The sequence below is a fragment of the uncultured Devosia sp. genome (assembly GCF_913055165.1).
In the GTDB taxonomy this organism is placed as follows: domain Bacteria; phylum Pseudomonadota; class Alphaproteobacteria; order Rhizobiales; family Devosiaceae; genus Devosia.
In genome coordinates, this window is record NZ_CAJXJS010000007.1 from 18,505 (window position 1) to 43,419 (window position 24,915).

General features: G+C 63.2%; 26 protein-coding genes. 7 read left to right on the forward strand and 19 right to left on the reverse strand.

Translation table 11 applies throughout. The annotated features are described in order from the left end of the window. Positions 1-56 precede the first annotated feature (56 nt). Entirely contained in the window at positions 57-935 is an 879-nt protein-coding gene (locus QZ564_RS04100; RefSeq protein WP_297105055.1) for a LysR family transcriptional regulator, read from the reverse strand. Between the two features lie 103 nt (positions 936-1,038). On the opposite strand from QZ564_RS04100, the gene QZ564_RS04105 reads away from it, so the two are divergent. Next, positions 1,039-1,662, forward strand: coding sequence for a class I SAM-dependent methyltransferase (locus QZ564_RS04105; protein ID WP_297105058.1), 624 nt, complete (start codon positions 1,039-1,041; stop codon positions 1,660-1,662). Between the two features lie 129 nt (positions 1,663-1,791). Then, the gene (locus QZ564_RS04110) at positions 1,792-3,315 is read left to right on the forward strand and encodes an ATP-binding protein (RefSeq protein ID WP_297105061.1); all 1,524 of its coding nucleotides are present in this window, start codon (positions 1,792-1,794) and stop codon (positions 3,313-3,315) included. Between the two features lie 4 nt (positions 3,316-3,319). Here the strand turns inward: QZ564_RS04110 and QZ564_RS04115 are convergent, their stop codons facing one another. Then, entirely contained in the window at positions 3,320-4,186 is an 867-nt protein-coding gene (locus tag QZ564_RS04115) for an aldose 1-epimerase family protein (RefSeq protein ID WP_297105064.1), read from the reverse strand. A 152-nt stretch (positions 4,187-4,338) separates the two neighbouring features. Between QZ564_RS04115 and hrpB the strand changes: the two genes are divergently transcribed. Beyond that, positions 4,339-6,789 (forward strand): ATP-dependent helicase HrpB, encoded by a 2,451-nt coding sequence (hrpB, locus tag QZ564_RS04120; protein WP_297105067.1) that lies wholly within the window; start codon positions 4,339-4,341, stop codon positions 6,787-6,789. Positions 6,790-6,794: 5 nt separating this feature from the next. On the opposite strand, the gene QZ564_RS04125 is transcribed toward hrpB, so the two are convergent. Then, positions 6,795-7,541, reverse strand: a complete 747-nt coding sequence (locus QZ564_RS04125; protein WP_297105287.1) for a TIM barrel protein — start codon at positions 7,539-7,541, stop codon at positions 6,795-6,797. A gap of 20 nt (positions 7,542-7,561) precedes the next feature. Continuing rightward, positions 7,562-7,966: a peptide-methionine (R)-S-oxide reductase MsrB gene (gene msrB / locus QZ564_RS04130; RefSeq protein WP_297105069.1), complete on the reverse strand. Its 405-nt coding sequence runs from the start codon at positions 7,964-7,966 to the stop codon at positions 7,562-7,564. A 102-nt stretch (positions 7,967-8,068) separates the two neighbouring features. On the opposite strand from msrB, the gene QZ564_RS04135 reads away from it, so the two are divergent. Continuing rightward, entirely contained in the window at positions 8,069-8,683 is a 615-nt protein-coding gene (locus tag QZ564_RS04135; RefSeq protein ID WP_297105072.1) for a pyridoxamine 5'-phosphate oxidase family protein, read from the forward strand. Positions 8,684-8,687: 4 nt separating this feature from the next. Here the strand turns inward: QZ564_RS04135 and QZ564_RS04140 are convergent, their stop codons facing one another. Then, positions 8,688-10,652, reverse strand: a complete 1,965-nt coding sequence (locus QZ564_RS04140; RefSeq protein ID WP_297105075.1) for a PAS domain-containing sensor histidine kinase — start codon at positions 10,650-10,652, stop codon at positions 8,688-8,690. A gap of 198 nt (positions 10,653-10,850) precedes the next feature. On the opposite strand from QZ564_RS04140, the gene QZ564_RS04145 reads away from it, so the two are divergent. The 3 genes from QZ564_RS04145 (at position 10,851) to QZ564_RS04155 (ending at position 13,478) form a co-directional block, all read left to right on the forward strand. Continuing rightward, complete coding sequence (locus QZ564_RS04145; RefSeq protein WP_297105079.1) at positions 10,851-11,432, forward strand: hypothetical protein; 582 nt, start codon at positions 10,851-10,853, stop codon at positions 11,430-11,432. Continuing rightward, the gene (locus QZ564_RS04150) at positions 11,432-12,106 is read left to right on the forward strand and encodes an SOS response-associated peptidase (RefSeq protein ID WP_297105081.1); all 675 of its coding nucleotides are present in this window, start codon (positions 11,432-11,434) and stop codon (positions 12,104-12,106) included. Before QZ564_RS04145 ends, QZ564_RS04150 begins: the two co-directional genes overlap by 1 nt. 508 nt (positions 12,107-12,614) lie before the next feature. Then, positions 12,615-13,478: a tyrosine-type recombinase/integrase gene (locus QZ564_RS04155; protein ID WP_297105084.1), complete on the forward strand. Its 864-nt coding sequence runs from the start codon at positions 12,615-12,617 to the stop codon at positions 13,476-13,478. Between the two features lie 59 nt (positions 13,479-13,537). Here QZ564_RS04155 and QZ564_RS04160 read toward each other — a convergent pair whose 3' ends face one another. The 14 genes from QZ564_RS04160 to QZ564_RS04225 form a co-directional block, all read right to left on the reverse strand. Then, positions 13,538-13,957 carry a hypothetical protein gene (locus QZ564_RS04160; RefSeq protein ID WP_297105087.1) on the reverse strand — a complete coding sequence of 140 codons (420 nt, stop codon included), beginning with the start codon at positions 13,955-13,957 and terminating at the stop codon, positions 13,538-13,540. Further along, positions 13,957-14,772, reverse strand: coding sequence for a hypothetical protein (locus tag QZ564_RS04165; RefSeq protein ID WP_297105090.1), 816 nt, complete (start codon positions 14,770-14,772; stop codon positions 13,957-13,959). The genes QZ564_RS04160 and QZ564_RS04165 overlap by 1 nt, the downstream gene beginning before the upstream one ends. Continuing rightward, positions 14,765-15,136, reverse strand: a complete 372-nt coding sequence (locus QZ564_RS04170; protein ID WP_297105093.1) for a hypothetical protein — start codon at positions 15,134-15,136, stop codon at positions 14,765-14,767. Before QZ564_RS04170 ends, QZ564_RS04165 begins: the two co-directional genes overlap by 8 nt. 21 nt (positions 15,137-15,157) lie before the next feature. Beyond that, entirely contained in the window at positions 15,158-15,418 is a 261-nt protein-coding gene (locus tag QZ564_RS04175; RefSeq protein ID WP_297105096.1) for a hypothetical protein, read from the reverse strand. Positions 15,419-15,499: 81 nt separating this feature from the next. Beyond that, positions 15,500-15,697, reverse strand: a complete 198-nt coding sequence (locus tag QZ564_RS04180; RefSeq protein WP_297105099.1) for a hypothetical protein — start codon at positions 15,695-15,697, stop codon at positions 15,500-15,502. Then, positions 15,684-16,025, reverse strand: coding sequence for a hypothetical protein (locus tag QZ564_RS04185; protein ID WP_297105102.1), 342 nt, complete (start codon positions 16,023-16,025; stop codon positions 15,684-15,686). Before QZ564_RS04185 ends, QZ564_RS04180 begins: the two co-directional genes overlap by 14 nt. Next, a complete protein-coding gene (locus tag QZ564_RS04190) occupies positions 16,025-16,282 on the reverse strand; it encodes a hypothetical protein (RefSeq protein ID WP_297105105.1) in 258 nt (85 codons plus the stop codon). Before QZ564_RS04190 ends, QZ564_RS04185 begins: the two co-directional genes overlap by 1 nt. After that, positions 16,233-16,646, reverse strand: coding sequence for a hypothetical protein (locus tag QZ564_RS04195; RefSeq protein WP_297105108.1), 414 nt, complete (start codon positions 16,644-16,646; stop codon positions 16,233-16,235). The genes QZ564_RS04190 and QZ564_RS04195 overlap by 50 nt, the downstream gene beginning before the upstream one ends. After that, positions 16,646-17,392, reverse strand: coding sequence for a peptidoglycan-binding domain-containing protein (locus tag QZ564_RS04200; protein ID WP_297105111.1), 747 nt, complete (start codon positions 17,390-17,392; stop codon positions 16,646-16,648). The genes QZ564_RS04195 and QZ564_RS04200 overlap by 1 nt, the downstream gene beginning before the upstream one ends. A gap of 60 nt (positions 17,393-17,452) precedes the next feature. Next, positions 17,453-17,884 (reverse strand): hypothetical protein, encoded by a 432-nt coding sequence (locus QZ564_RS04205; protein WP_297105114.1) that lies wholly within the window; start codon positions 17,882-17,884, stop codon positions 17,453-17,455. Between the two features lie 2 nt (positions 17,885-17,886). Continuing rightward, positions 17,887-19,974 carry a hypothetical protein gene (locus tag QZ564_RS04210; RefSeq protein ID WP_297105116.1) on the reverse strand — a complete coding sequence of 696 codons (2,088 nt, stop codon included), beginning with the start codon at positions 19,972-19,974 and terminating at the stop codon, positions 17,887-17,889. Between the two features lie 14 nt (positions 19,975-19,988). Continuing rightward, a complete protein-coding gene (locus QZ564_RS04215) occupies positions 19,989-20,780 on the reverse strand; it encodes a hypothetical protein (protein WP_297105120.1) in 792 nt (263 codons plus the stop codon). After that, positions 20,777-21,625, reverse strand: coding sequence for a hypothetical protein (locus tag QZ564_RS04220; protein ID WP_297105122.1), 849 nt, complete (start codon positions 21,623-21,625; stop codon positions 20,777-20,779). The genes QZ564_RS04215 and QZ564_RS04220 overlap by 4 nt, the downstream gene beginning before the upstream one ends. Next, the gene (locus tag QZ564_RS04225; protein WP_297105125.1) at positions 21,625-24,906 is read right to left on the reverse strand and encodes a host specificity factor TipJ family phage tail protein; all 3,282 of its coding nucleotides are present in this window, start codon (positions 24,904-24,906) and stop codon (positions 21,625-21,627) included. Before QZ564_RS04225 ends, QZ564_RS04220 begins: the two co-directional genes overlap by 1 nt. Between the last annotated feature and the right edge of the window lie 9 nt (positions 24,907-24,915).

A 24,915-nucleotide genomic window follows, 5' to 3' on the forward strand; every position in this document is an offset into this window, starting at 1 on the left:
AAGAGAGCCTCAACGAGCTTTGGGGCGTGGGGACAAGTAACCGCCCGACTGGCCCCTCAGGAGAAAAAATCCACCAGCATGTCGAACACTAGCCGGATGCGCCGGCTGGTATGCAGCTCGCGGTGTGTCACCAGCCAGACCGGCACTGCGATCGGCTCAATCGCGGGCACCGCGATCTCGACCTCCGGCGTCTGCCGCGCCACGGCCTCCACCATGGCGCCCAGGCACATGCCCTTGCGCACCCACTCCCACCCGGTCATGCCGCTTTGCGTGGCCAGGCGAAAATTGTCGGGCCCCAGCGGCACGCCCCGGCGCTGCATCTCGGCAATGAAATCGTCATTGCCTTCCAGCGCACCGGCAAACTCGCCCCGCGCCAGCTCCTCTCCATTTTTCGGCCGACCCAGCCTGTCGAGCAATTCCGGCGTGCCATAGACATAGGCCGCCGTATCCTTGCAGCGCCGGGCAATCAACCCGTCCTGATCCGGCCGCACATGCCGGATGGCAATGTCAGCCTCACGCCGCAGCAAATCACTGATCGATCCCGTCGCCAGCACCTGCACCGTAATGGCCGGGGCCTCCCGCCTGATCCTGTCGAGCAGCGGTGGCAGCACATGTCCGGCATAGATGTCGGCCGTCGTGATCCGCACCACCCCTTCAACCGATTGAGATTGCGCCGCCGCGGAAAGCGCCACCCGTTCGGCCGCGGCGCCCATATCGCGCAAGTCCGCCACCAGGCGCTGTCCCGCCTCCGTCAGCACCAGGCTCCGGCCAACCCGCTCGAAAATGGCAAGACCCAGGCTCTCTTCCAGCGCCGCCACCTGACGGCCAAGGGTTGGTTGCGTCAGGCCCAGGCGCTTGGCCGCCGCCGACAGGGAGCCTGCCTCCACCGTAGTCAGCAGGGCGCGCATCTGGTTCCAGTCGGGGTTGAGCGGCATGGCTTTCATACGCAGATGTATAGTTCTTCTGCCTATTTCTGCAATTTTGTTTTCAAGCCCTGAGGGCTAGTCTGCTCTCGCTACCGCAGACGCAGGATCGAACATGGCTGAACTGAGCGCATTCTGGGACAAGCTGGCCGACAAATACGCGGCCCAGCCCATTGCTGATGAAGATGCCTACCGCACCAAATTGGCGCGCACCCAGGCTCATCTGACCCCGGAAATGGACATCTTCGAGTTCGGTTGCGGCACCGGCGGCACCGCCATTGCCCATGCTCCGCATGTGCGCAGCGTCCGCGCCATCGATTTTTCCAAACGCATGCTCGACCTGGCCCGCCAGCGCGCCATCGAGGCAGGGGTCGACAATGTCACCTTCGAGCAGGGTGACATCACCAGGATCGCGGTGGAACCGGGCCGCTACGACATGGTGCTGGGGCTTTCCATCCTGCATCTGCTCAAGGACCGGAAGGCCGCCATTGCGCGCGTCTATGACATGCTCAAGCCCGGTGGGCGCTTCGTGTCCAGCACCGCCTGCCTCGGCGACTCCATGAGATGGTTCGGCGCCATTGCCCCGCTCGGCCGCGCCCTGGGCCTGCTCCCCGTGCTCAACATCATGACGCCAGAGCAATTGCGCATGGATATGACCAGCACCGGCTTCGTCATCGAACACGACTGGCGGCCCGCCCCCAAGGCCGCCCTGTTCCTGATTGCCCGCAAGCCGGACTGATTGGCCTGTGGAACCTGACTTTCCCCGATTGGGCGAATCGGTGACGCTGTGTGCTAACAGTGTGTGAACCCCAAGTTGCCGTGCGTCTGTCTTCCTGCTGGAGCCTGGACGCATCCAGCCGGAGAAATGATGCAGGTCGCCATCGACATGGGAGAAAGCCGGGGAACCGGCCCAGCCCACATGGATCTCGAGGAATTGCTCGCCACGCGCCTGCTGGTGCAGGGCAATTCGGGGTCTGGAAAGTCGCATCTGCTGCGCCGCCTGCTGGAGCAATCCGCCCAGTGGGTGCAGCAATGCATCATCGACCCCGAGGGGGATTTCGTAACGCTCTCGGAGCGCTACGGCCATCTGGTGGTCGACGCCACCCGCACCGAAAACGAGTTGACCCGTATCGCAGCCCGTGTGCGCCAGCATCGCGTCTCGGTCGTGCTCAATCTCGAAGGCCTGGATGTCGAGCAGCAGATGCGCGCCGCCGCGGCCTTTCTCGGCGGCATGTTCGACGCGGACCGGGACTATTGGTATCCGGTCCTGGTGGTGGTCGACGAGGCCCAGCTCTTCGCCCCGGCCGCGGCCGGCGAAGTATCCGACGAAGCGCGCAAATTATCCCTCGGCGCCATGACCAACCTCATGTGCCGCGGCCGCAAGCGCGGCCTTGCCGGCGTCATCGCCACCCAGCGCCTGGCCAAATTGGCCAAGAACGTCGCCGCAGAGGCCTCCAACTTCCTGATGGGCCGCACCTTCCTCGATATCGACATGGCCCGCGCTGCCGACCTTCTGGGCATGGACCGGCGCCAGGCCGAGCAGTTTCGCGACCTCGCCCGCGGTCATTTCGTCGCGCTCGGCCCGGCCATTTCGCGGCGCCCCCTGCCCGTCGTCATCGGCCCGGTGGAAACCTCGGCCCGCTCGACCAGCCCGAAACTGACGCCCCTGCCTGAAGCGCCAGCAGATGCGGCTGATCTCATCTTCACCCAGGACCCCGAGGAACTGGCCCGCCCGGTGGTTCGTCGGCCCCCGCCTCCACCACCCCCCTCAACCAATGAATTGCTCGCCCAGGTTGCTGAAGCCCGCGCCAGGGCGCGGTCCGACGCACCCAGCGAGCCGGCCTCGCTCTTCCCCGAGATCGACGAGGCGGAACGCGAAGCCATGATCCAGGCGGTCATGGCCGAATTGATGAGCGATCCCGATGCCGGCTTCCGAACCACTGCCGTGCTCTACCAGGATTTTCTGGTGCGCTGCCGCATCCGCCGCGTCCCCGGCGAGCCACCGGCTCTACCCGCCTTCAAGCGCCTGCTGGCCGTGGCCCGCGTCGCCCCGGATGAAGAGATTGCATCCTCCGATGGCTGGCAGCAGGCATTGACCCTATCGGAAACCCTGACCGACGACGTGCAGGGTGTGTTCCTGGTCATTGCCCAGGCGGCACTGACCGGCCAGCCCTGTCCGTCCGACGCCACATTGGCACGCCTTTACGGCACCCATTCCTCCAGCCGCGCCAGGCGACTGCTCACCTGGTTCGAGGAACGAGGATTGATCGTGCTGCGCACTGATTTCCGTGGCGCCCGTATCGCCGCTTTCCCCGATCTGGGCGTGGAAACCGCCCCCGGCGACCCCAATGGACCCGATGCCTTGGTGGAAGAACGCGGCGCCGCCGAGTAGGGCGCTACCCCACCAGCTCCGCGCGAAAGCTGTAGCGCGCCGAAGCCCCTGGCCCCAGCAATTCCGAATAGGGCCGTTCGCTCAGCTCTTCCGAACCGCCGACCTCCGCAGCTGTCCCGTGCCAGGGTTCCAGGCAGACAAAGCCGGCGCCCGGCTTTGACCACAGGGCAAAATTGGGCAGGTTCTCCCAGGTGAAATGGACGCTTGGCCCGGCCTCCGGCCCATAGCGCAAGCCCGCCCCGGCGCCCTCGGGAAACAGCATGGCATCTGCCTTGAACAGGTCGTGGTTGAGCGCCAGCCGACCGTTTTCGAAAGGCGAAGGCAGTGCCTCGGGTTCCACCAGCCCGCCGGAGAGGCGGTGCAAGGGCGGCGCGCCGCCTTCGTCCAGCACAACCCAGTGGGATTGCCCTTCTGCGCCCGGCAGCGGCCAGGCAAAGGCGGGGTGAAAACCGATGCCGAACGGCATGACACGCTTGTCTCGGTTGGTAACGGTCGCGGTCACAACCACCGACCGCCCTTCCACCCGGTGCTCTATGTCGAGCTGGAAGTTGAAGGGATACATCGCGTGGCTCGCCTCGGACGCCATGAGCCGATAGACACAGCGGTCGCTTTCCTCCACCACCAGCGAATAATTGCTGCGCCGCGCAAAGCCATGCTGGCTCATCTGAAAAGGCGTGCCGTCGACGGTTACAGTGTCATTGGGCGCCTTGCCGACAATGGGGAACAGAATAGGAGATCGGCCTGTCCAATAGGTGGCATCGCCATGCCAGAGCCAGTGTCGCCCATCCCGCGTCTGAATCGATTGCATCTCTGCCCCAAGGGCGGCGACATCGACCGTGATCTGGTCATTGGCGATACGGGTCAACTGCATGCGCCACTCCGGGACTGTGATGGAACGGGGTACACCCTAACCCCTTCCATGACCAAGGAGAACCCACAAGTACGCTTGCGATGAACAAGCCCTAAAATTCAGTCTCGACCATCCCTCTTGCAGGAAGCGTCAACCGGGACTATCGCCTGACCATGCGCCCGATCATGCCACCTTTGCCCATAGACGCCGCCCTGCCCGCGCTGGCGGCGGCGCTCGCTGATGGTACGGCGGCCGTGCTTGTGGCCCAGCCCGGCGCTGGCAAGACGACGCGAGTCCCCTTGGCCCTGCTCGATGCACCCTGGCGCCGCGATGACCGCATCATTGTGCTTGAACCGCGCCGCCTGGCCGCCCGCGCCGCGGCCCGGCAAATGGCAAGGCTGCTGGGTGAGGAGGTAGGCCAGACCGTCGGCTATCGCGTCCGCATGGAATCCAGGGTTTCCGCCAGCACCCGCATCGAGGTGGTGACCGAGGGGGTCTATACGCGCATGCTGCTCGATGACCCCGAGCTCACGGGCATCGCCGCCGTGCTCTTCGATGAGTTTCATGAACGTAGCCTCGACGCCGATCTGGGCCTCGCCCTGACCCTTGACGCCCGCGCCCTGCGACCCGATCTGAGGCTCCTTGTCATGTCGGCCACGATCGACGGCGCCGCCGTTGCCGGTCTCCTTGACGATGCTCCCGTCATTGATAGTCCCGGTCGCAGCTTTCCGGTCGAAACCCTCTATGCCGAGCCCGATCCGCTCGTACGCCTCGAAGATCAGGTAACGACGGCCACGCTGCTGGCCCTGCGAGAGCACCAGGGCTCTGCCCTCGTCTTCCTGCCTGGCCAGGGCGAAATTACCCGCGTGGCGGAGCGACTTGCCCCGCGCCTGCCGCCCAATACCGACCTTGCTCCGCTCTACGGCCAGCTCTCGCCTGCCGAACAGGATCGGGCCATTCAGCCCGCGCCCGAGGGTCGCCGCAAATTGGTACTGGCGACCTCCATCGCCGAAACCTCGCTGACCATCGAGGGCGTCCGTATCGTCATCGATTCCGGCTTCCGCCGCGTGCCCGTCTATGAACCTGCAACCGGCATGACCACCCTTGCCACCCGCCGGGTCTCGCGTGCCGGGGCCGACCAGCGCCTCGGTCGCGCCGGCCGCACCAGCCCGGGCGTGTGCATCCGTCTCTGGAATCAGGGCCAGACCGCCGCGCTCGAGCCCTATGACACGCCAGAGATTCTCGCGGCGGACCTCTCCGGCCTGCTGCTCGACCTCGCTGCCTGGGGCGTCACCGACCATGCCAAGCTGCGTTTTCTCGACCCGCCGCCTGCTCCGGCGTGGGCTGAAGCCAAGGCCCTTCTGACCCGGCTCGACGCCATCGATGCCTCCGGTTTGCTCACCCCGGAAGGCAGGGCGCTCGCCAGGCTGCCCCTTCACCCCCGCCTCGCCCATATGGTGGTGGCTGGCGCCGAAGATGGAGACGCCCGCACCGCTGCCGAGCTTGCGGTGCTGATCGGCGAGCGCGGCCTTGGTGGCGACGACACCGATCTTGGCCGCCGGCTCGAGCGCTTCCGCTCCGATCGCTCCCGCCGCGCCGAGGATGCCCGGACCATGGCCAAGCGCTGGGCCAAGCTGGCCGGCGGCTCCAATGACGAGACGTTTTCCCCCGGGCATCACCTCGCCCGCGCCTTTCCCGATCGCGTTGCCCAGCCGGCCGGGCCGCGCGGGCGGTTCCGCCTCGCCAATGGGCGACAGGCGCAACTGGACGAGACTCACGCCCTCGCCGGAGCGCCCTTTGTCGTGGTGGCGGACCTTACCGGAAGCGCCACTCAGGGTCGCATCCGATCCGCAGCGGCCCTCGATCCGTCAGAACTCGAAACCCTCTTCGCTGGCCACATCACCAGCCAAACCGCCCTGACCTTTGACGCGGCGACCGGCTCTGTCCGCGCCCGCCGCCAGCGCCGCCTCGATGCCCTGCGCCTCGCCGACGATACCGCGCCGGTCACGGACCTCGAAGCGGCGGCTCGCATCCTGGCGGAAGCCGCGCTCAAACGCCCGGAGACTCTGCCCTGGAGCCGCGACCAGAAGGCCCTGCGCGCCCGCGCCAGTTTCCTTCACAATAGCCTGGGGAACGATTGGCCAGATCTCTCCGACCAAGCCCTGGCCGCAGATTCCGGCTGGCTCGCGCCGCATCTGGTCGGTGAGACCCGCCTTGCCGCGATCACAGCCGACTATCTCGGCGCCGCCCTGGAAACGCTCCTCCCCTGGGCCAAACGACAGGAGATCGACCGTCTGCTGCCCAGCCATTATTCTGCCCCCTCAGGCAGTCATTTGCCTATCGACTATGGCGCCGAGAACGGTCCAGCCCTTGAAGTCCGGGTGCAGGAGCTGTTCGGCCTGGACCGTCACCCGACCATCGCCGGGGGCAAGGTGCCGCTGCTTCTGGTGCTGCTCTCGCCCGCGCACCGGCCCATCCAGACCACGCGCGACCTGCCCGGCTTCTGGCGCGGTTCCTGGAAGGATGTCGCCAAGGATCTCAAAGGCCGCTATCCCCGACATCCCTGGCCCGATGATCCGATTGCTGCCCCGGCCACCAATCGCGCCAAGCCCCGCGGCACCTGACCGCCTCACAAGCCCTCGCGCCAGGCCAGCCCTGCAGAGGTTCCACCGAGCGGTCGATATTCCGCGCCCACCCAGCCGTCATAGCCGCTGGTCGCGATCGCACCAAAGACCGACGCAAAGTCGATCGCCCCGCTGCCCGGTTCGTGCCGCCCCGGCATGTCCGCGATCTGCACATGGCCGATCACCGGCAACAACCGCACGAAATTGTCCACCAGGGCCTCGCCCATCATCGCCATGTGGTAGAAGTCATATTGCAGGCGCAGATTGGCATGCGCCACGGTGGCCAGCACACGCTCGGCCTGCTTCAGGCTCGCCAGCCCGTAGCCTGGCATATCCACGGGGTTGATCGGCTCAATCAGCGCCGTCACCCCCGCTTGCCGCAGCCTCTCGGCGGCCCAGCGCAGGTTTTCGACGAACACAGTTTCCGCCTCTGCTGCAAGCACACCCTCCGGCACGATCCCGGCCATGATGTGCAGCCGCGAACAGTTCAGGGCCTTGGCGTAGACGATGGCCTGCTCGATCCCCTCGCGAAACTCACCCTCCCGCCCCGGCTGGCATGCGCAGCCGCGGTCGCCTGCCGCCCAGTCTCCGGCCGGCGCATTGAACAGCACGACCTCCACGCCTGCTGCGCGCGCCGCATCGGCTACAGCGCCAGGCGAAAAATCATAGGGAGAAACAAACTCGACGCCACCGAAGCCATCGGCTGCGGCGGCATCGAAGCGGTCGATAAATCCATGCTCGGTGTAGAGCATGGTCAAATTGGCCGATAACCTCACGCGTCGGGCGTGAAGTTCAGGGCCACACCATTGATGCAATAGCGCAGGCCGGTGGGCGGCGGACCATCGGGAAACACATGGCCCAGATGGCTACCGCAGGTCGCGCAATGTACCTCTGTACGGACCATGCCATGCGAGCGATCGGTCGTCGTCTGCACAGACCCCGGAATGGGATCGTTGAAGCTGGGCCAGCCCGTACCGCTTTCGAACTTCAGCGACGCGGCAAACAGCGGGGTGTCACAACCGGCGCAGGAAAAGGTCCCCGGCCGCTTTTCATGCAGCAATGCGCAGCTACCTGGCCGCTCTGTGCCATGCTGGCGCATGATGTAATATTGTTCCTCGGTCAGCCGTTCGCGCCATTCGGCGTCGGTGCGGGTCACGGGATAAGCATGGCTATCCATAATGGTGCTCCTTTTGTCGGCCTGTCATTCGCCGATCATATAGGCTTAGTTACGCCTGTTTCCCACAATTCGTTCATCCCCTCGCGCCCCCGTGACCCACCCATGACCGTCATTGCTACGCTCGCCCAGCTCGAGGCGCTTTATCAGCCCGCCCCCGTCGCGGCCTCCACCGTCAAGGTGGCTCATGCCATGACGCCGGATTACCGGCGACTGGTCGAGGCCAGCCCCTTTGTCGCGCTCGCCACCATCGGGCCAGAGGGCATGGATTGCTCGCCGCGTGGCGACCGGCCCGGATTTGTGCGCATCCATGACGACAGCACGTTGATGATGCCCGACCGGCGCGGCAATAACCGCATCGACAGCCTGAGGAACATCGTGCGCGATCCGCGCTGCGCCTTCCTCTTCCTCATTCCCGGTTCGGGCACCACCCTCCGGGTCAATGGCCGCGCCCAGCTCTCCGCCGAGCCCGGTCTGCTCGACAGCTTCGCCGTGGAGGACAAGGCCCCACGATCGGTCATCGTGCTGTCCATCGACGAAGTTTATTTCCAATGCGCTCGGGCGATCATCCGCTCCGAACTGTGGAACCCCGACCGCCATGTGGATCCAGCCACCCTGCCCACGCCGGGCCAGATCCTGGCCACGATGACCGCCAATGCCGTCGGTGGCGACGCCTATGATCAGGCCTGGCCGGAACGGGCCAGACAGACGATGTGGTGATGCCTCAGGCCGGCTGGGTCTGCCCGGCATTGTCGCAGACACGACGCAGCATGCGCGCCAGCTCCGCCTGTCCGAAGGGTTTGGCCAATCGCGGCAGCCTCAAGGCCTTGGCATCGTCGATATCGGCATAGCCGCTGGCCAGGATCACCGGCAGGCCCGGCCAGCGCGCCGCAATCTCGGTCGCCAATGCCATGCCGGTCATATGCGGCATGGCCTGGTCGGTAATGACCAGATCGAAATCCGGCGCCGCCTCCAGCGCCTCGATCGCCTTTGCCCCCGAATGGGCCTCCACCACGTTATGCCCCAGTTCCTCCAGCATCATCGTGGTGTTGAGCAGCACCAAAGCGTCGTCGTCAACTGCCAGAACCTTGAGCCGGCGCATGGGACCAGGCTCGTTTTCAACCGCCGGCCGCACCTCGACCGGGGGCTCATCGGCCTTTGCCTCCACCGCCTTGAGCCAGATCTCGACACGGGTCCCGTGTCCCCTCTCACTCTCGATATGCAACCGGCCACCGGATTGCTCGGCGATGCCCTGCACCATGGATAGTCCCAGCCCCGTCCCCTTGCCGACGCCCTTGGTTGTAAAGAAGGGATCGGTGGCCCGGGCCAACGTCTCGGCATCCATGCCCTCTCCGTTATCGGCCACCGCCAGCACCACGTAGCGTCCGGGTGCCAGCTGCGGATTGCCCTGGGCGACCTCGGTTGCACGCGCCGAGATCTCCAGCGCGCCGCCATTTGGCATGGCATCGCGGGCATTGACCGCCAGGTTGAGCAGGGCGGAATCGATCTGGTTGGCATCGGCCCAGGCATGCGGCAAAGACAGGGGGAAACGGGTTTCGATCTGGATGGACGGTCCCAGCGTACGTCCGAGCAGCTCGCTCATGCCGCCCACCAGCTCGGGCAGATCGACCTCCTTTTGCTCCAGCTCCTGCTTGCGGGCAAAGGCCAGCATGCGCTGGGTCAATTGCGCGCCGCGCTGCGCCGCCTGCAGCGCGTTGTCGAGCAGTCTCGCCTCCCGCTCGTCCAGGGTCAGGCGCCGCCCCAGCCCCTCCAGGCTCCCCAGCACCACCATCAGCAGGTTGTTGAAGTCATGCGCAACGCCGCCGGTCAACTGGCCGATGGCTTCCAGCTTCTGGGCCTGGAACAATTCCTCACGAGCCTGGTCGAGGCGTTTCTGCTGCTCCATCCGCTCTGTGATATCGCGGGTGATCTTGGCAAAACCCACCACCGCTCCGCTTTCATCGTGAATGGCATCTATGACCACGCTGGCCCAGAACTGCGAGCCATCCTTGCGCACCCGCCAGCCTTCGGCGTGGAAATGTCCTTCGCGCCGCGCCGTCTCCAGTCCGGCCTCGGGCGTTCCCCGCGCCCGCTCCGCCTCGGGATAAAAGCGTGAAAAGTGCTGGCCAATGATCTCGTCCGCCGCATAGCCCTTGATGCGCTCGGCACCCATGTTCCAGCTCGAAACGATGCCATGGGCATCGAGCATGAAAATGGCATAGTCGGTGACATTGAGGACGAGCCGGCGGAATTGCTCCTCGCTGGCTGCGAGCGCCATCTGCGCTTTCTTGCGCTCCGTCAGATCGCGCGTAATCTTGGCAAAGCCGATGACCTCGCCATCGGCGCCCCGGATCGCATCGATAACCACATTGGTCCAGAACCGGCTGCCGTCCTTGCGCCGGCGCCAGCCTTCGGCTTCATAGCTGCCATCGCGTGCCGCATTGGCCAGCGCCCGGGCTGGCAGGCCCGCTGCGAGGTCTTCATCTGTATAGAAGGTAGAAAAGTGACGGCCAATGATCTCCCCGGCCGAATAGCCCTTTATCCGTTCCGCCCCGCGGTTCCAGGTCGTCACCACCCCCTCGCGATCCAGCATGTAGATGGCGTAATCGGTGATGGAATTCACTAGCAGGCGGAACCGCGCGTCACCCTTCGACGCCTCGGGCCACATACCGCTTTCATTCGTACTCATTGACTTGACCGCGCAGACTTCCCCAGCACGGCAAACGGCGGGCGTGACCAATGGTTGCACCGGCCGTCAAATCTTTGTGACGCTTGAGTGAATGGTGGGTGCGACAGGGATTGAACCTGTGACCCCTGCCGTGTGAAAACAGTGACCCGTGGCCAAACTGGCGGCTTCTCTATGGTTCTCTAAGAGAACCAAGCCAAAATGCCGCTGTTTGTCCCGCATATGTTCTCGTTTCTCGGTGAAAATGAACCGGAGAGCACTGCCTATAATTGCGATCTTCCTGAAGCGTTCCAAGCCATGCCCCGCGTGCCATCCGTCGACCCCAAGCGAGACAAAGAGATCGCCCGTTTGCGCAAGCTCCTGGCAGCTGTCGAGCGCATCCCCGCCCTCCGTCGCGCAGACGAATGCGCAGATGAACGAGCCGATACCATCCGGACCATGCTGCGGGACCTCGATCCACCGATCTACCAGTGGACAACCCGCGACGATGAAATAGCGGAGGATGCCATCATGGTCGGAATTGGTGGCACAAGTGCAGAGATGCTCATGGCCGGGCTGGCCTACACCGAACCAACGGCCAGCATCTACTGGTGCGCCAGGGTGACGGCCAATGGCGTCTATGAGGCGGGAGGGGAGATGGGGCCATGGCCTATAAAGGCGGCGCTCGCTCGCGCAGAAGAGCTGCGGAACCAAATGGGCTATGCGCGCGTCGTGGTGACGATGGCTGAGGCAGGTATCTGGCGGCCGGAGTATGGAAAGCTGGCAGATCGAGAGGGCTTTTGATGTGCGGCCGCTTCACCAATGAGCTGACCTGGGCGCAGCTGCATGCGCTCTATAGCATTCACGAGCGCCCGGCGACCAACTTGCCCCCGCGGTTCAACATCGCCCCGACCCATGACGTCGACTTCGTCCATCTCGACAAGGCCGGCAACATGGAGATGGATCGGGGCCGCTGGTGGCTGGTGCCGTTCTTCGCGAAAGAATTGCCCAAGGCGGCAATGTTCAATGCCCGGATCGAGACGGTCGACACATCCGGCGCTTTCCGGGAAGGCTTCAAGGCGCGACGCTGCCTGATTCCGGCCGATGGCTATTTCGAATGGACCAAGGCGGAAGACGGCGGCAAGGATCCGTGGCTGCTGCAGCTGCCGGGTGGCGCCCCCTTCAGTTTCGCCGGCATCTGGGCGCACAACGACAATCTTGGGGTCACCAGCTGCACCATCATTACGGCGCCGGCCGTGCCAGAGATTGCCGAAATCCACGATCGCATGCCGATCATTCTGGCGCCGGAAGCCTACCGCACCTGGCTCAATACCGAACTGCAAGGGAAAGGCGCCAAGGCCCTGTTGCTCGATGCGCAGATTGATAGCGAACTGGAAGTCTTCCGTGTCGGCCGGGCCGTGAACAATTCCCGCTATGACGGCACCGATACCAAGCAGCCGCTGATCAATTCGCTATAGCCTGACCCTTCGCCTGGAGCGCCTGGTCTTCACCTGCGGACGATCGGAAGGAGGCCCGCCATATGGCAGATCGGCAGCAGGTGGACCATTGGTGTAGCCGGTCACCGGCAGCAGGATGATGCCGACTTTCTTGCTCTGACATTTCGAGCAACGCAGCTTTGCAGCCAACGGATTGGGATTACCTACTGCCACGAAGTCCCGCCCGAACCGCTCAGCGAGGACAACCAGATCAAGCGGCGCCCAGTGCCAGCAGAGTGGCGCGTGACAATGGACAGAAACGCGGTAGCCGTCGTCTATGAGGTCGCCAAGGGTTTCGATTGAGGCCATGAACGTAAGCAGAACGTCGAGTCATGGGTTCGCGTCAAGCACCACGTAAGGACCAAGTTCCGTTAATCCTGTCGGACATCGGTATTTTGGAGCCGGTGGCACCTGCCCTAAAACAGCGAATGGCCGGGGTGGTTGCAACACCGCCGGCCATCCTGACCAACCCGAACGCATGAGGTTCGCGATGGCTGATGCCGTCATTTCATTTTCTGTGCCCGCCCGCAATGGGCAGACTTTTGCCGATGCCGCCCGTAGCTATCTGAGCAATGGCGGCGAGCAGCGTTACCTGCCCAAAATCATCGAGCAGATGGGCGACACACCCGTCGCCGACGTCACACCCTTCGCCATCTACGAGATGGTCAAGGCGCTGTTCCCGACCCAGTCCGGCGCCACCCGCAACCGACAGGGCATTACCCCGGCCCGCGCTGTAATGATCCACGCCTATGAGCGCGGCTGGTGCCCGCTCATTCGCCTGCGCCGCTTCAAGGAAGAGCGGCGTCGGCGCAAGAACCCGGCCAGCCAGGCCTGGCTGCATGTGTTCTGTCGCCAGTGCGAACGCGACGGGCTGCCCCATCTTGCTGCCCTGGTCGTATTCATGTCGCACACCGGCGCCCGAATCTCCGAAGCCATCCGGCTCGAATGGTCCGAGGTCGACCTGATCGCCCGCAAGGCAGTGCTGCTCAGGACCAAGACCGACACCAACTCGGTGCGGCATTTGACCGACGAGCTGGTCGCCCGGCTGCACGACCTCAAGGAGACCGCCCAGCCCGGCGAGCCGGTGTTCCGCTATGCCTCGCGCTACGGCGTCAATGACCGCATCGCCGCTGTCTGCCGCCGCGCCGATCTGCCGTACAAGTCCAGCCATGCCTGCGGGCGCCACAGCTTTGCCACCAATGCCATCGGCTTCGGCATGGACGTGCGCACCGCCATGGATGCTGGCGGCTGGAAAAGCTCATCGGTGTTCATCGAGACCTATGTGCATTCCAAGAATGCCGGGCGCCTGGTGGCCGACCGCTTCAACGCCTTCCAGTTCTCGGCCGAGCTGTAGGCTCCAAAAGCAATGTGCGTCAGGATGCCTGACGCACAGATGGTGTTAGGGTGGCAGGGTCAGTCAGGCGGGTTGATCGGCACCAGCCCGAGGTTGCTCATGGCATTGCTCTGCGTCAGCCAAGGGTCTGGGGGCGTGCCATTCTGGGTGATCGACACTTGCAGGTAAATCTCCCCCGCTGCGTCGATGGCATCCTGCTCGGTGATACCATTCCAGGGCCAGCCGCCCGAGGGCGTCGGGTGAGTGGCGGCGAGATTGGACACCTCGCTTTCCCACTCTTCTGTGATGGGCATTCCGCCAAAGAAGTGGGTCGCCATCTCATAGAGGTTGGCTTCGCTGTTGAAGCTGCCATCGGCATTCGCGCCCCGGCTAAAGCTATTCGATAGCGCAGGGTCGTCACCATTGACGAGAGCCATGAGCAGGTTTGCGGCTGCTCTATGCGCCGCTGGGATGACGAATATGCAGTAGCGGTCGGTCATCAGAGCATTCTCCTTTCGAGGCCCCACGCCTCAAGTGCTGCAACTTCTTGGGCAGTGAGTGTTGGCGCGGTGAACAACATGTCTCTTGCCGCGCCTTTCCAGAAATTGGCCGGGCTATCACCAGTGCTAGAAAAGAACCGAGTGCGCACAGAGGCCGTGGTAGCAATTGGGCCACTAGTGCCACTCACCTGGCCATCTACGTCCATCCGGACGTTGCTATTGCCCATCAACCCCCGAACTAAGTGACGACTGGAGAAGTCAACAGTTGTGCCTGTTACCCCTCCCGTGCCAGACCCGGTGCCAACCGCGACACGCGCGCGATTGACTCCAGTATCCACTAGGCGCAGCACAAGGCGTCGATCTGTTGAAAGAGCTCCGCCATATCCCATCAGATGGCGGGCGGTAGTGTCCGCAGGGAGGGCGTCTTGCTGGATGATGCCGAAGAAGTCTACCGCGTCATTCCCGATAGGCAGATTGAATGTGCTTTCCGCGCTGAGAAAGTCGTCTATGCCGTCTGCTGTTAGACAAGGGCGGCCCCCGAAGCCAGTGGCAGAGTAGGCTGGCCTTGAAGGACTGCTCGCCTGGGTTAGCTCATAGCCATTCTTCATCCCACGCCAAGCAGAAACATAACCGCCAACGATGGTGAGCGACGACAGTAAATCGGCGGTCCACCACTCCAGCAGTTTGTCACCCAAGGCGAGCGGCGTCCAACCCCCGCCCGTTGATGGGTTAGCAAGGCTGGCGACTGAGACCACCGGGTAGGTCACACTGGTGACCAGTCGTCGGCCTGCCGCTCGGCTAAGCAACTCAGTCATTGAACAAGCTCCTCAATGCGGTGAAGAGACCGGCCGCGATCGTGGTGACAACTGTGTCAGCAGTCTCGACGCGCAACTGATAGGTCGCGTAGGTGGAAGGGATGCCAGCCGTCACGGCCGCGGAAAGATGCACCGCGATGACACCAGCTTCAGTGTCAAATGTGATGCCGTCAGCACTGGTCACTTCCACCATGCCCGCATCGATTGGCCCGTCCTCCCGCGTGATCCCCTTTGGCCAGGCAATCCGCATGGCGGCAGAGGCACCGACCAGGTCGGGAGCCGCGCCATCCGGCGTCCATGTCACGTTGAAATCGAAATCATCCCCGGCCTGCACGGCCAGGTCGAAAGCTAAAGCATTGGTCATGGCAAAACCCCCAATGACCAGTCAGGCGCGAAAAGCGATGCAGCTGCCCGTCCGCCGCGTCAGCCGGAACGTGCCCGGCCCCTCAATTCCGCGCGCGGGCCTTTTGGGCAGGCGAAGGGTGTCGAGAACAACATAGACACCGCCACCGCCGTCTATTTCGATATCGACGGACGCATCGAATGACGCCTGCTTAATTCCCACCGTGGCCCGCCCCCCTTCCTCAAGGGTAAAGGGGTCTGACGACGTGACGGCTTTGCCGACGGGGATGATATCAGTTGCCATCTGGCACTCCTGAATGCTGCGGTTGAGGACATGAAAAAAGCGCCTCGCGGCGCTCGGTTTTGGGGTGGCCGGGCAGCTGCGTCAGCGCAGCGATTGCTCTATGCAGATGATTGCGCGGAAGCAGTCGGATTTGATCCGGTGGCCGCTGAACACGAGCGTGGCAAGCACAGAGATCACCACTATGGCGGTGACCCTCGCGACGGCGCCGGCGCGACGGCGCGCCTCACCGTTGATGACGCGAAATGACTCGCGCCGTGCCGTCAGGTCAGATTTGTCCATCGCCCTGCCCTTCCTGCTTGAGCAGCTTCCGGCGCATCTGCCAAACGTCAATGAAGAAGCCGGAAACCAGAATGCCGCCGATGCCGACAATGAAGCCGCCCAGACCTTGCGCGGCGTCCGGTTCAACACCGGTGAAGCTGATGACCGGCTGCAGCACAGGCTGGAAAGCAGGGCCGATATAGGCGGCGCAGATGGCGCCCACCGCAATGCTGATCAGCCCGTCGATCGGCGGCTGTTTGAGGGTGAGCCAGCGCACCAGGCCGCCGAGCGCGCCGGCCACGGCCAGCTTCGCCACTGGCGAAAACAGCCAGTTGAAGTTGAAGTCCATTAGTCCGCGCCCTCCAGTTCGGCCTTCACGTTGTCGTAGTGGTTGGCGCAACGGCGGATGACGCCGTTGGCCTGGTCGAGCTGGGCACGTTCACGGGCCAGCACCGCCACCGCATTGGCCCCCAGCGGCGCCGGCGCGTGGTCGATCTGTCGGCGGCAGTCGCCGGGTAGTACGGGCAGGAGAATTCCTGCCCGCACCTTGCCGGTTTCAGCGGCCGCCTGGGCGATCCGGCTGGGTGTGCACCCCAATAAGGTCAAGGGCAGCAGCATCGAGAGCGCAAACACTCTCGCCCGCCGCATCGAGGCGCTGTTCATAGGCATCAATCTCCAGTTCGAGGGCATCGCGCAGCGCCTGGGCGTCGTCGGCCGCCGTCTGGCTTTCATCTATGAAGCGCTGCGTGACGCGCTCCGCGATCTTGAATTGCCGTAGCTGCTCGGCGGCGACAGCGTCTGCCGCCGCCTTTTCGGTCGCGGCTTCGCAAAGCCGGTCCTGTTCTTCGATGATGGCCGGGATCTGAATGTGATCGGCGACCAGACCACGTCCAAACCAGGCGGCGCTGCCGGCCACCAGCGAGCCCGCCAGGGCGGCAGCGACAAGCCCAATGCCCGTTAGGTTCAGCATCACGCCGCCGCCTTCGCTTCAAACGTGCCGCGCAGCAGCTTGACCGTAGCTTCGTCAAACGCGCCGGACTGCGGCAGGCCGTTGAATTCCTGATAGAGCCGCAGCGCTGAGGCCGTCCGCTCGCCGACAATGCCGTCGATCGGCCCGAACTGCAGGCCGGTGCGGGCCAGCAGCTTCTGCAGGTAGACCAGCCGAGCATCCGGCCCCGCCACCTTGACGGTGCCACCAGTGTCGGCCGGAATAGCGATGATCTCGCCCCAATTGCCCTTGATGTCAGCGCCCGGCAGGCCCTTGCTGACAGCCCAGGGGATGACATCAAAGCACGGGCAGGCCTTCATCCATTCGCCCGGCTCGATCACGCCATCACCATCGCGATCTGGCGACAGGTCGCGATGGCCGCAGATTTTCGCCTGGGGGTACTGGACCACCAGTTCCTGCAACCACGCTTCCAGCGCCACGAGCTGGGGCTCGGTTGCATTGTGCTCCGGCTTGCCGGCGGCGTTGATTCCCCCGACCAGAGCGATACCAAGAGAGATGGAATTGAAGCCGGCCACATGCGCGCCAACGGCATCGAGCCCACGGCCGATCTCCCGGCGCCCGTCGCGGCGCAACAGGCCGCCATAGCCAATATCACTCCACCCCTGCGCCTTGTGCATCGCCCGCACCTCTGCGACGCCGATGTCGCGCGATGGCGGGGTGGCGGTGACATGAACGACAATAAGCGTCGTGACCTTGCGATTGGCCATTGGACGTCTCCTGGTGTTTGAAAAGAATGAGGCGGTCCAGAGGGACCGCCTTGGATTGTGCTATTCAGCCGCCCAAAGGGCGTCAGAGGTGATGTCCGGTGGTATCGGCTCCATCACCTCGATCGCATTAGAGCGTGCCCGCAGCCGCTCGATCTCGGCCCAGGCCGCCATCGCGGCCGCCTGGCGGGCCTGTAGCGGAGCGGGCCAGTTAGCTGGGTCCGAACCATATTGCATGGTAGCGGCCTGTCCAGCGGCGAGTGTGTTCCGCTGCTGGTCCTCGCTCATGATGAGCAGGATGCGCCGTCGGCACTCTGCCTTCACTACTGCAGGGCTGACTGGAGGCGGCTCATAGGCCGGTATCGCGTTCCCCTCGGCCTCCCACTCGGCGATCATCTGGCGATGGCGGTTGGTGGGATCGTCGGGGACGGTCATGAGGATGCCGTCGATGGTGGCCGAGATAGAGCCGCGTTCAGTGTAGCCGTGAATGTCCATGATTAAAGCTCCGCGTCTGCGACGTACGAGTAGCCAGTTGATGCTGTCGGATTTACATAGAAGCCATTGTCGTAGGTCCCTAAGTCGGTGTTTGAGCCTCCCCCCGGCGTCCAAGAAATGGAAGGGACAACGCGCTTACGCACCCTGTATGGATGGAAGTGATAGACGCCAGCGTTCCCCGCACCATTTCCCTTCTCATAGTACCGGCAGCAAATATCTTCTTCCTGCTGGACATGACGCGGCGAGAACGGATCGGCCTCAGCACTCGCATCGCCTTCAACCAAAGAGGCGGCCGTAAAGCCGTAGTTTCCGGCAGTCCTAGGTGTGAACACAAAGTCAAAGGTCAGGTCGTGCCCCACACCAAAGGTTTTTCCGCCTGTATGTGCAAGTGTGAGCACGTCTTTCTTCTCAACGAAGTTGGAGACGCCGTTCACAGAAGTCGTGACACCGTTAACAACCACCGAAGCCGAACCGCCTGACCCAAACCTTTGCTGCAAGAGAAAATAGGCATCAAAGGCTGCGGGACCGGACGCATAGATGCGGGCTGAGACATCCCCTTTGGAGAGGGTCTTTACGCTCTCGATACGCTGGAACAATTCGACAGTGCCAGTTGTTGGACCGACGGCGAAGTTGATATTCAGGAAATTCTCGACGTAAGGCGGGATCGCATAGTTATACGCCAGAACCGAGATGATAGACCAAGTAAGCGGCTGATTGGTCCCATTGTAGACCTGCCATCGATCCCCAACCCATCCCGTGGCACCGGCGGCAATGTTGCCCGAATTTGCCCGCTGGGCAACCGACCATGCGCCATTAATCAGTTTGTTGCGGAGACCGGCCAGAACGTCCGCCCCGATGTTCGCCCGAGCCTGACCCTTCTGGGCGGCGGTCAATGCCTGGGCTTCGTTGAACCTAACGGCGTGAGGGGCCGAAACCACAGGCGCCGTCGGATCGGTGTTATCGACGGCAATGCCAGTGCCAGCCGCCACACTGTTGACCGTACCCGCACCATCGATGCCCTGCCGTGCCAGTAGCTGCCAATAGGCATTGCTTGTGGTTGGCAGGGTCGGCGGGGCGTTGCCGGTGGTGTCTCCTAGAGCGCGCCATGACGAACCGTTGTAGAGCACGCCATCGTCTTCGACATAGGCAGTGGCGCCGTTGTAGTCGCCCTGCCAGTTAATGCCGCGCCCACCTTGAATGCCTTGGATACCCTGAATGCCTTGGACACCCTGCGGCCCGGTGTAGACCGCCACTAGCTCCCAATCGGGGCCCGCAATGAGCCGCACGACACCAGACCGGCCAGAATAGGCGCCGAAGTCGGTCTGCAGGTCGGTGACGAATACCAGATACCCCGCCGCCTCACCCTCAAGCGCGGTCAATTCGGAAGGGTCGGCCACGGTGGCATCGGTGACATAGCCTTCGCCGGTATCGCCAGTGCGGGCAAACGCCACCATAAGCTCGTCATCGGCCGCAAAGCTGCCAGAGCCGCCGATATAGGTCAGGGTCAGCTTTCGGTAGCCAGTGCCGTCCACAACCGAACCGGTCAACTCGTAGGCGTGGAAGGCCGAAGGATCGGCAATGCCGCGCACCCAGAGATTGCCCTTACCCAGCGACGTGCTGTCATCCCAGGTGTCGATTTCACCTGATACAGCCCCGCCATTGGCGTCGAGCACGTCGATATAGGCAGCCGTGGCAAGTGTCGGATCAGCATTGTTGAGGCGGATATAGCCAGAGCCGGGATCGGCATCGGTCACGCTGTCGCTGAAGTTGAAGAACAGGCCGCGACCATTAGCCTGGACGACGCTCAACTGTTCGAGCAGTTGTCTGGTGCGTTCCGAGGCGCGCACGCTGTCGGGAGTAAGCAGGATTTCATAGGCATCGCCAGAAAGCGCGGTGCCAGGCCAGGCATTGATGCTGATCGACGTGTTGCTGGTCGCATCGGCTGTGACACGCGCAAAGATGCCCTGCGCCGGGTCGGTGAACAGGTCGCCCTCGAAAATCTTGCCCTGCCAGGACGTGCCTACGCCGGTCACAGTTGTGCCGCCGTTCGAAACCGTTACGGTTCCGACCGAATAGATGGTCTCTGCCATTGATGCCTCTGAGATCAGGAGCGACGGCCGAACTTGCCGACGACTTCAACCTGGTAGGTGGACGAAAAATTGGTGCTCAGGCTTGTCGAGCATGCATCGGAGCCGCCGCGCCGATGTGTGGTTTTGTAGAGCGGCGCAAACATGTCCGCGTCTTCAATGGTGCCGGGGCTGTTCTTGGTTTCGATCTCGACAACAGGGATGCCTGGTGAGGTGCCATAGACCCACTCGCCGCCATTGCTGTCTGCCGGCGCTGTCCAGTTGAAGCCTGCCCCGCCATAGCTGCCCCAGCCACCAGGCGGAACACTGACCGATTGCTGCCGGTGCAGTTTCAGCTTTCCCCCGCTCAAATAGAGGGAAAACGCCCTTGCCATACCGACTTCTGCCTCCATAAGCAGAGAGCCGGAGAATGGAATCCAGACATTGCTGGGCTGAACCAGTTCGATCGCATTGCTGCCCCAGGTGTGGGACGGTGCAACGGTTCGATTGATCCGGACCCGCCCGACAAAAATATCGGCGCCAGTCGGGGCGTCGGCCAGATCGGTTTCCGACGACCATTCCTGTGCCGGAACGCTGATGGCCGTGGCGCAGGCATTATCCTGGGCGACCAGACCGACATTGTAGTCATTGGCCCACTGCCAGTTGTAGGCATAGTCCTTGGTGAAATCGGGAAACACCACGTTGATGGTGCTTTCGAAATCGTAGGCTTCAGGCAGTAAGTTAACCAAGGTGCCATCGGTGGTCGAGACGATGCGCCCGTCTTTTTCGATGACGATCTGGCCATCAACAATCGAGAACCCGTCACTCATGGCGCCTGCACCTGAACACTGCCCGAGCCCGTGAAGGAGCCGCCATAAGCCATGGATGCCCCATAGACATAACCATAGTCAGCGATCCCCATGGCGCCGCGACCCAGTCCGAGCTGCAGGCCGCTCGGCACAGGATCATAGCTTGTGCCATCAGGCCGGACGGCGCGTGGAGCCCCGTTGTTGAGGTCAATGGTTCGCCCGAGCGATAGGCCGAAGGGCGAGCCGCCAGGCACCACCTGCAGGTAGCGTCGGGAGCTGTCGAACTTCCCCAGCCCCATCTGCACCACCCCGGTGGCAGGATCGAAATCGAGCAGGACATCGCCCGACGGTGCTGGCGGAGCCCTGAAGACCAGAACGGTATATTCCCGGCTGACAGCCGGCAGGCCGCCACTGCCGACCGAAGCGAATTCATAGAGCCGCAGTTCGGTATTGGTGACATAGGCCGTCACAAACCGGGCACCACCACCAGCGTCCGCCTGCACCGGCATTCCGGGCCAGCAGACATTCCCGTCATAGATCACCAAGGCCAGAGGCGGATAGCCGAGAGAGTGGGTCAGCAGCAGATGATCGGCGGCGGCCGTGGTATAGCCAAACGGGAAAATCTGCCCTGGCGGTGCCGCACCAATCGACAGGGCCGCGTGGTTGACAGTCACCGCAGTGGGGCCGTGACTAACCTCCATATAGTCGAAGTCCGAGTGGAAATAGACCTTGTCGAGATGTGACGCTGGGCTGTTGAGAGGGGCGTTTCGCGCCGAGTTGGGATCGTTGAAATCCCCGGTAGAGCCATTCTCGTCATAGAGCGCGCACCTTCCCGTGGTCGGGTCCGTCATGAACACGATTGCCATCAGGTCGATATCCGGAATGCGCCAGTGGTCAGGTTCCAGTAACTGGCTTCGTCAGCGCTCTTGATCAGTGCAGCCGTGATGTCCCGCGTCATCAAGCCATTCTCATCGAACAGAGCATAGGTTTCAGTGCCATCCGCGTTCGACACCACCGTTTGATCGGCTGCCAAGACAACTCGGGTTGGATCTTCCGGGTTGGGAGGAACATCGACAAGGAACGACGATGAACGGTAACTCACGTCATTGACAGCCGCTGTCAGACCATATCGAGCGGAATAACCAGATGGGGCCGCTACAGCCTCCCAGCGAACATTGACCTCAGACGTGCTGCCGCCCATCGCCGCATAGAGGGCTTCCAGCGATTGCGCGATTGCCCCGCCCGGCCCCAGCGCCACTTCGATGATCTCGGTGAAGCTGGCTTCAAGGTCGCCGACTTTCTTGCCAAGTGTCCTTTGCAGCACCTGGCGGTCATTGAAGTTGGCCAGGTCCTGCTCAGCGAGGAGCGAGCCTAAGCGCTCAAAATTATTAATGGCATCCCGAACGCCCCGTCCGACCCATTCCAAGCTACCAGTAAGATCACCCACAGCATCTTCGATGAGGTCGTCAATATCGAGATACTCTCCTGGGATAAGGATCGTCGGCACTTCGCCCAAGGTGAACACACGTTTCGTCCACGCCCCTTGCAGGACGCCGACCGGCGCGACCCGAAGCGTCAGCGCCTGTGGCAATACCGGCACGGTGAACCGGTTGGCCATGCCCTGGTAGATGGGAGTCCAGGACTTCTGCGCATCCGGTATAGCATCATCGTCGTAGCTGACTTCTGCAACATACCCGCCGATCGCCCCAGGCGTTGGCTGCCATACCGCATCAAGTTCGAGCTGGGCGATGCCAGCCTTGAGCTGCGCATAAAGTCCGAGCAATAAAGGCCGCGCCGGGTTCTGCGGTGGCAGAACCGGCGGTGTCCAGGGCGAAGGCATGGTTTCGGTGGCATCGGCCAGATACACCTCTGGCGCATCGACCACCGCCGTCACCTCAACTCGCCCATTGCTGCTGGGCGAAGCCGAAACCACCAGCCCATTGAAAGGCCGCATCTCGCCGTCGCAAATCAGCACATGCGCGCGCTCATCGCGATCACCAGGCAAGACGTCATCCAGATCGCCCATGCCCGCCTCGACCACGGCCCGGTCCGCCGCATCAAGCGAGATGACGTCGCCGGTCATGCTGGCCACCAGGCACGGCCCCCACTCCCGGCCATCGCGCCCGCGCAGGACCACATAGGCATCGCCAGTGATAGCGTTCGCCGGTTCTCGATCAAGGATCAGTTCATCCCCGTTCCGCGCCGCCAAGGCGGCCGGCTCCACGCCTTCCAGAAACGGATGCTGGACCAGGATAGGGTCACCGCGCGTCAGCAGCTTGCCTTCCCATTCGGCCGTGAAGCTCACAAATTCTCGTTGATAGGCATTGACGGCCGCCTCGGTGACCGTCTCCCGCCAGGCCTGGTCGTGATCAGTGATGCCGAACCACTCCACTTTCTGCGGTGCATCGGCACCGATCGAAGCCAGTGATCCCACTACTTCCTGTGTCTGCCAGGTTGTCTCGTCGACATAGGAGCCGATGACGTGGTCAGGCTTTTCTTCATCGAACAGCACCAGCTGGTGGCGGAAGCTCCCCCGCACGACATTGCGGGGCGAAAACACCGCGCGCTTGACGGTTTTGGGTTCTAGCCGGACAAAGCCGATCCGGCCGCCCTGGCGAACGGCCTGAGCCCGCCCGGCCCGAAGAATGGCGCGCAGGGCATCCTGCACAGTCCAGCTTCGGTCAAACAGGGCGTTGAACGTATCACCCCGCGCCGCCCAGGTGGCGTCAAGCGCCAGCAACTCGTCCAGGCTGAACGTGTTGCTCGAAAGGCCCAGCGAATAGTCGGAGTTCATCAGCAAATCCGCTGCCGCCCAGGCGATGGACCGCGTCTTTTGCTCCTCCCATGCCGCCCCGGTCCAGACCGGCAGATAGCGCTCGGCCGTGACCCTTACCTGATTGGCGGCCGTCTGGCTCAATTGCTCGCTGGCCCGGATCTTCATGGCCAGCAAAGTGGCATTGGGCGGGGTCACAAAATCGGTGAGATACCCCCGCAACCCAGCCCAGACCACCGCATTGACAGATGCGCCATCGTCAGCGTCAAAGGCTTCATCAGCCAGGAACTGTACCTGATAGCGCCCGGGAGCCACGTTGGCCTCTCGGCTCATGCGCTGAGGCGTGCGGGTGGCCGCCGAAACCGTCTCGGCAAAGAGATCGCTCCAGCCACCAATCGGATCACCGCTGGCGTCGATCGCCTGATATTGCGCCCGCAGCGCGATCGAGTTTGCAGCCACACCCTTGTTATTGGCTGTGTAGAGACCGCCCGGAAAGGCGAAGTCCACCGCCAGACGATCCACTGTCGTGCCAGCGGCGTTGACCACGAATGGCCCAAGCACCGAAGGCGGATCAGGCACCGGTTGCCCACTGACTTCCGACGAAGTCACAACATTGGCCGGGAACAGGGTCACGTCCTGCCCCGGCTGGACAATCTCAAATTCCAGATCCGAAAAGCTGCTCGAATAGCCGTCTATACTGTTCCAGGCCTCGGTATCGCCGATCTCAATTTTGGGGATATCGGCCTTGCCGGTCGTCACCAGGAACAACTGATAGAGATACTGATCATTGCCCCGATATTCGGCATAGGGCCGGCTGGCGTGACGCGGCGCAAAGCGCAAGCGCCCGTAAAGGTTGAGCAGCGGTTCGAGCGGCGTCGCTTGGTTATTGGCCGCGCTGACCGAATAGACCCTTTCGGCCGTCGCCGCCGGCGCCGCCTGAGGGGGCGGGAAAATGGCGTTGAGCAACAGACCGCCACCCACCAGAATGGCCGCAGAGGCCAGACTGGCGCCAAGCGTACCTGCGCCGAAGAGCAATCCCCCGATCATTGGCGCCGCCACCGACAGCGCCAGGGCCGCAATCATGCCGGCGATCTGTTTGCCGGTACCACCTGCCTCGCCGCCGCCCCGAGGAACGGCCACAAAGCTCAGCACCTCGCCGGGTCGCACCATCCGCACCGCCCATAGCCCGCGCAAGACCGGCTCACCCTGCATGACGGCGATCGTGGGCAGGCGGAAGCGCAGGGCATAGGCCGAAATCACCTCGGCAATCGCCATGGGACGGTCGAGCGCAATGCTGCGCTCTGGCGCCCCGAAAGGACCGGTGACGAGTTGAACCATCCCGCCCTTTGACGGGGCAGGGTCAGGAAAGATCATCAAATGCTC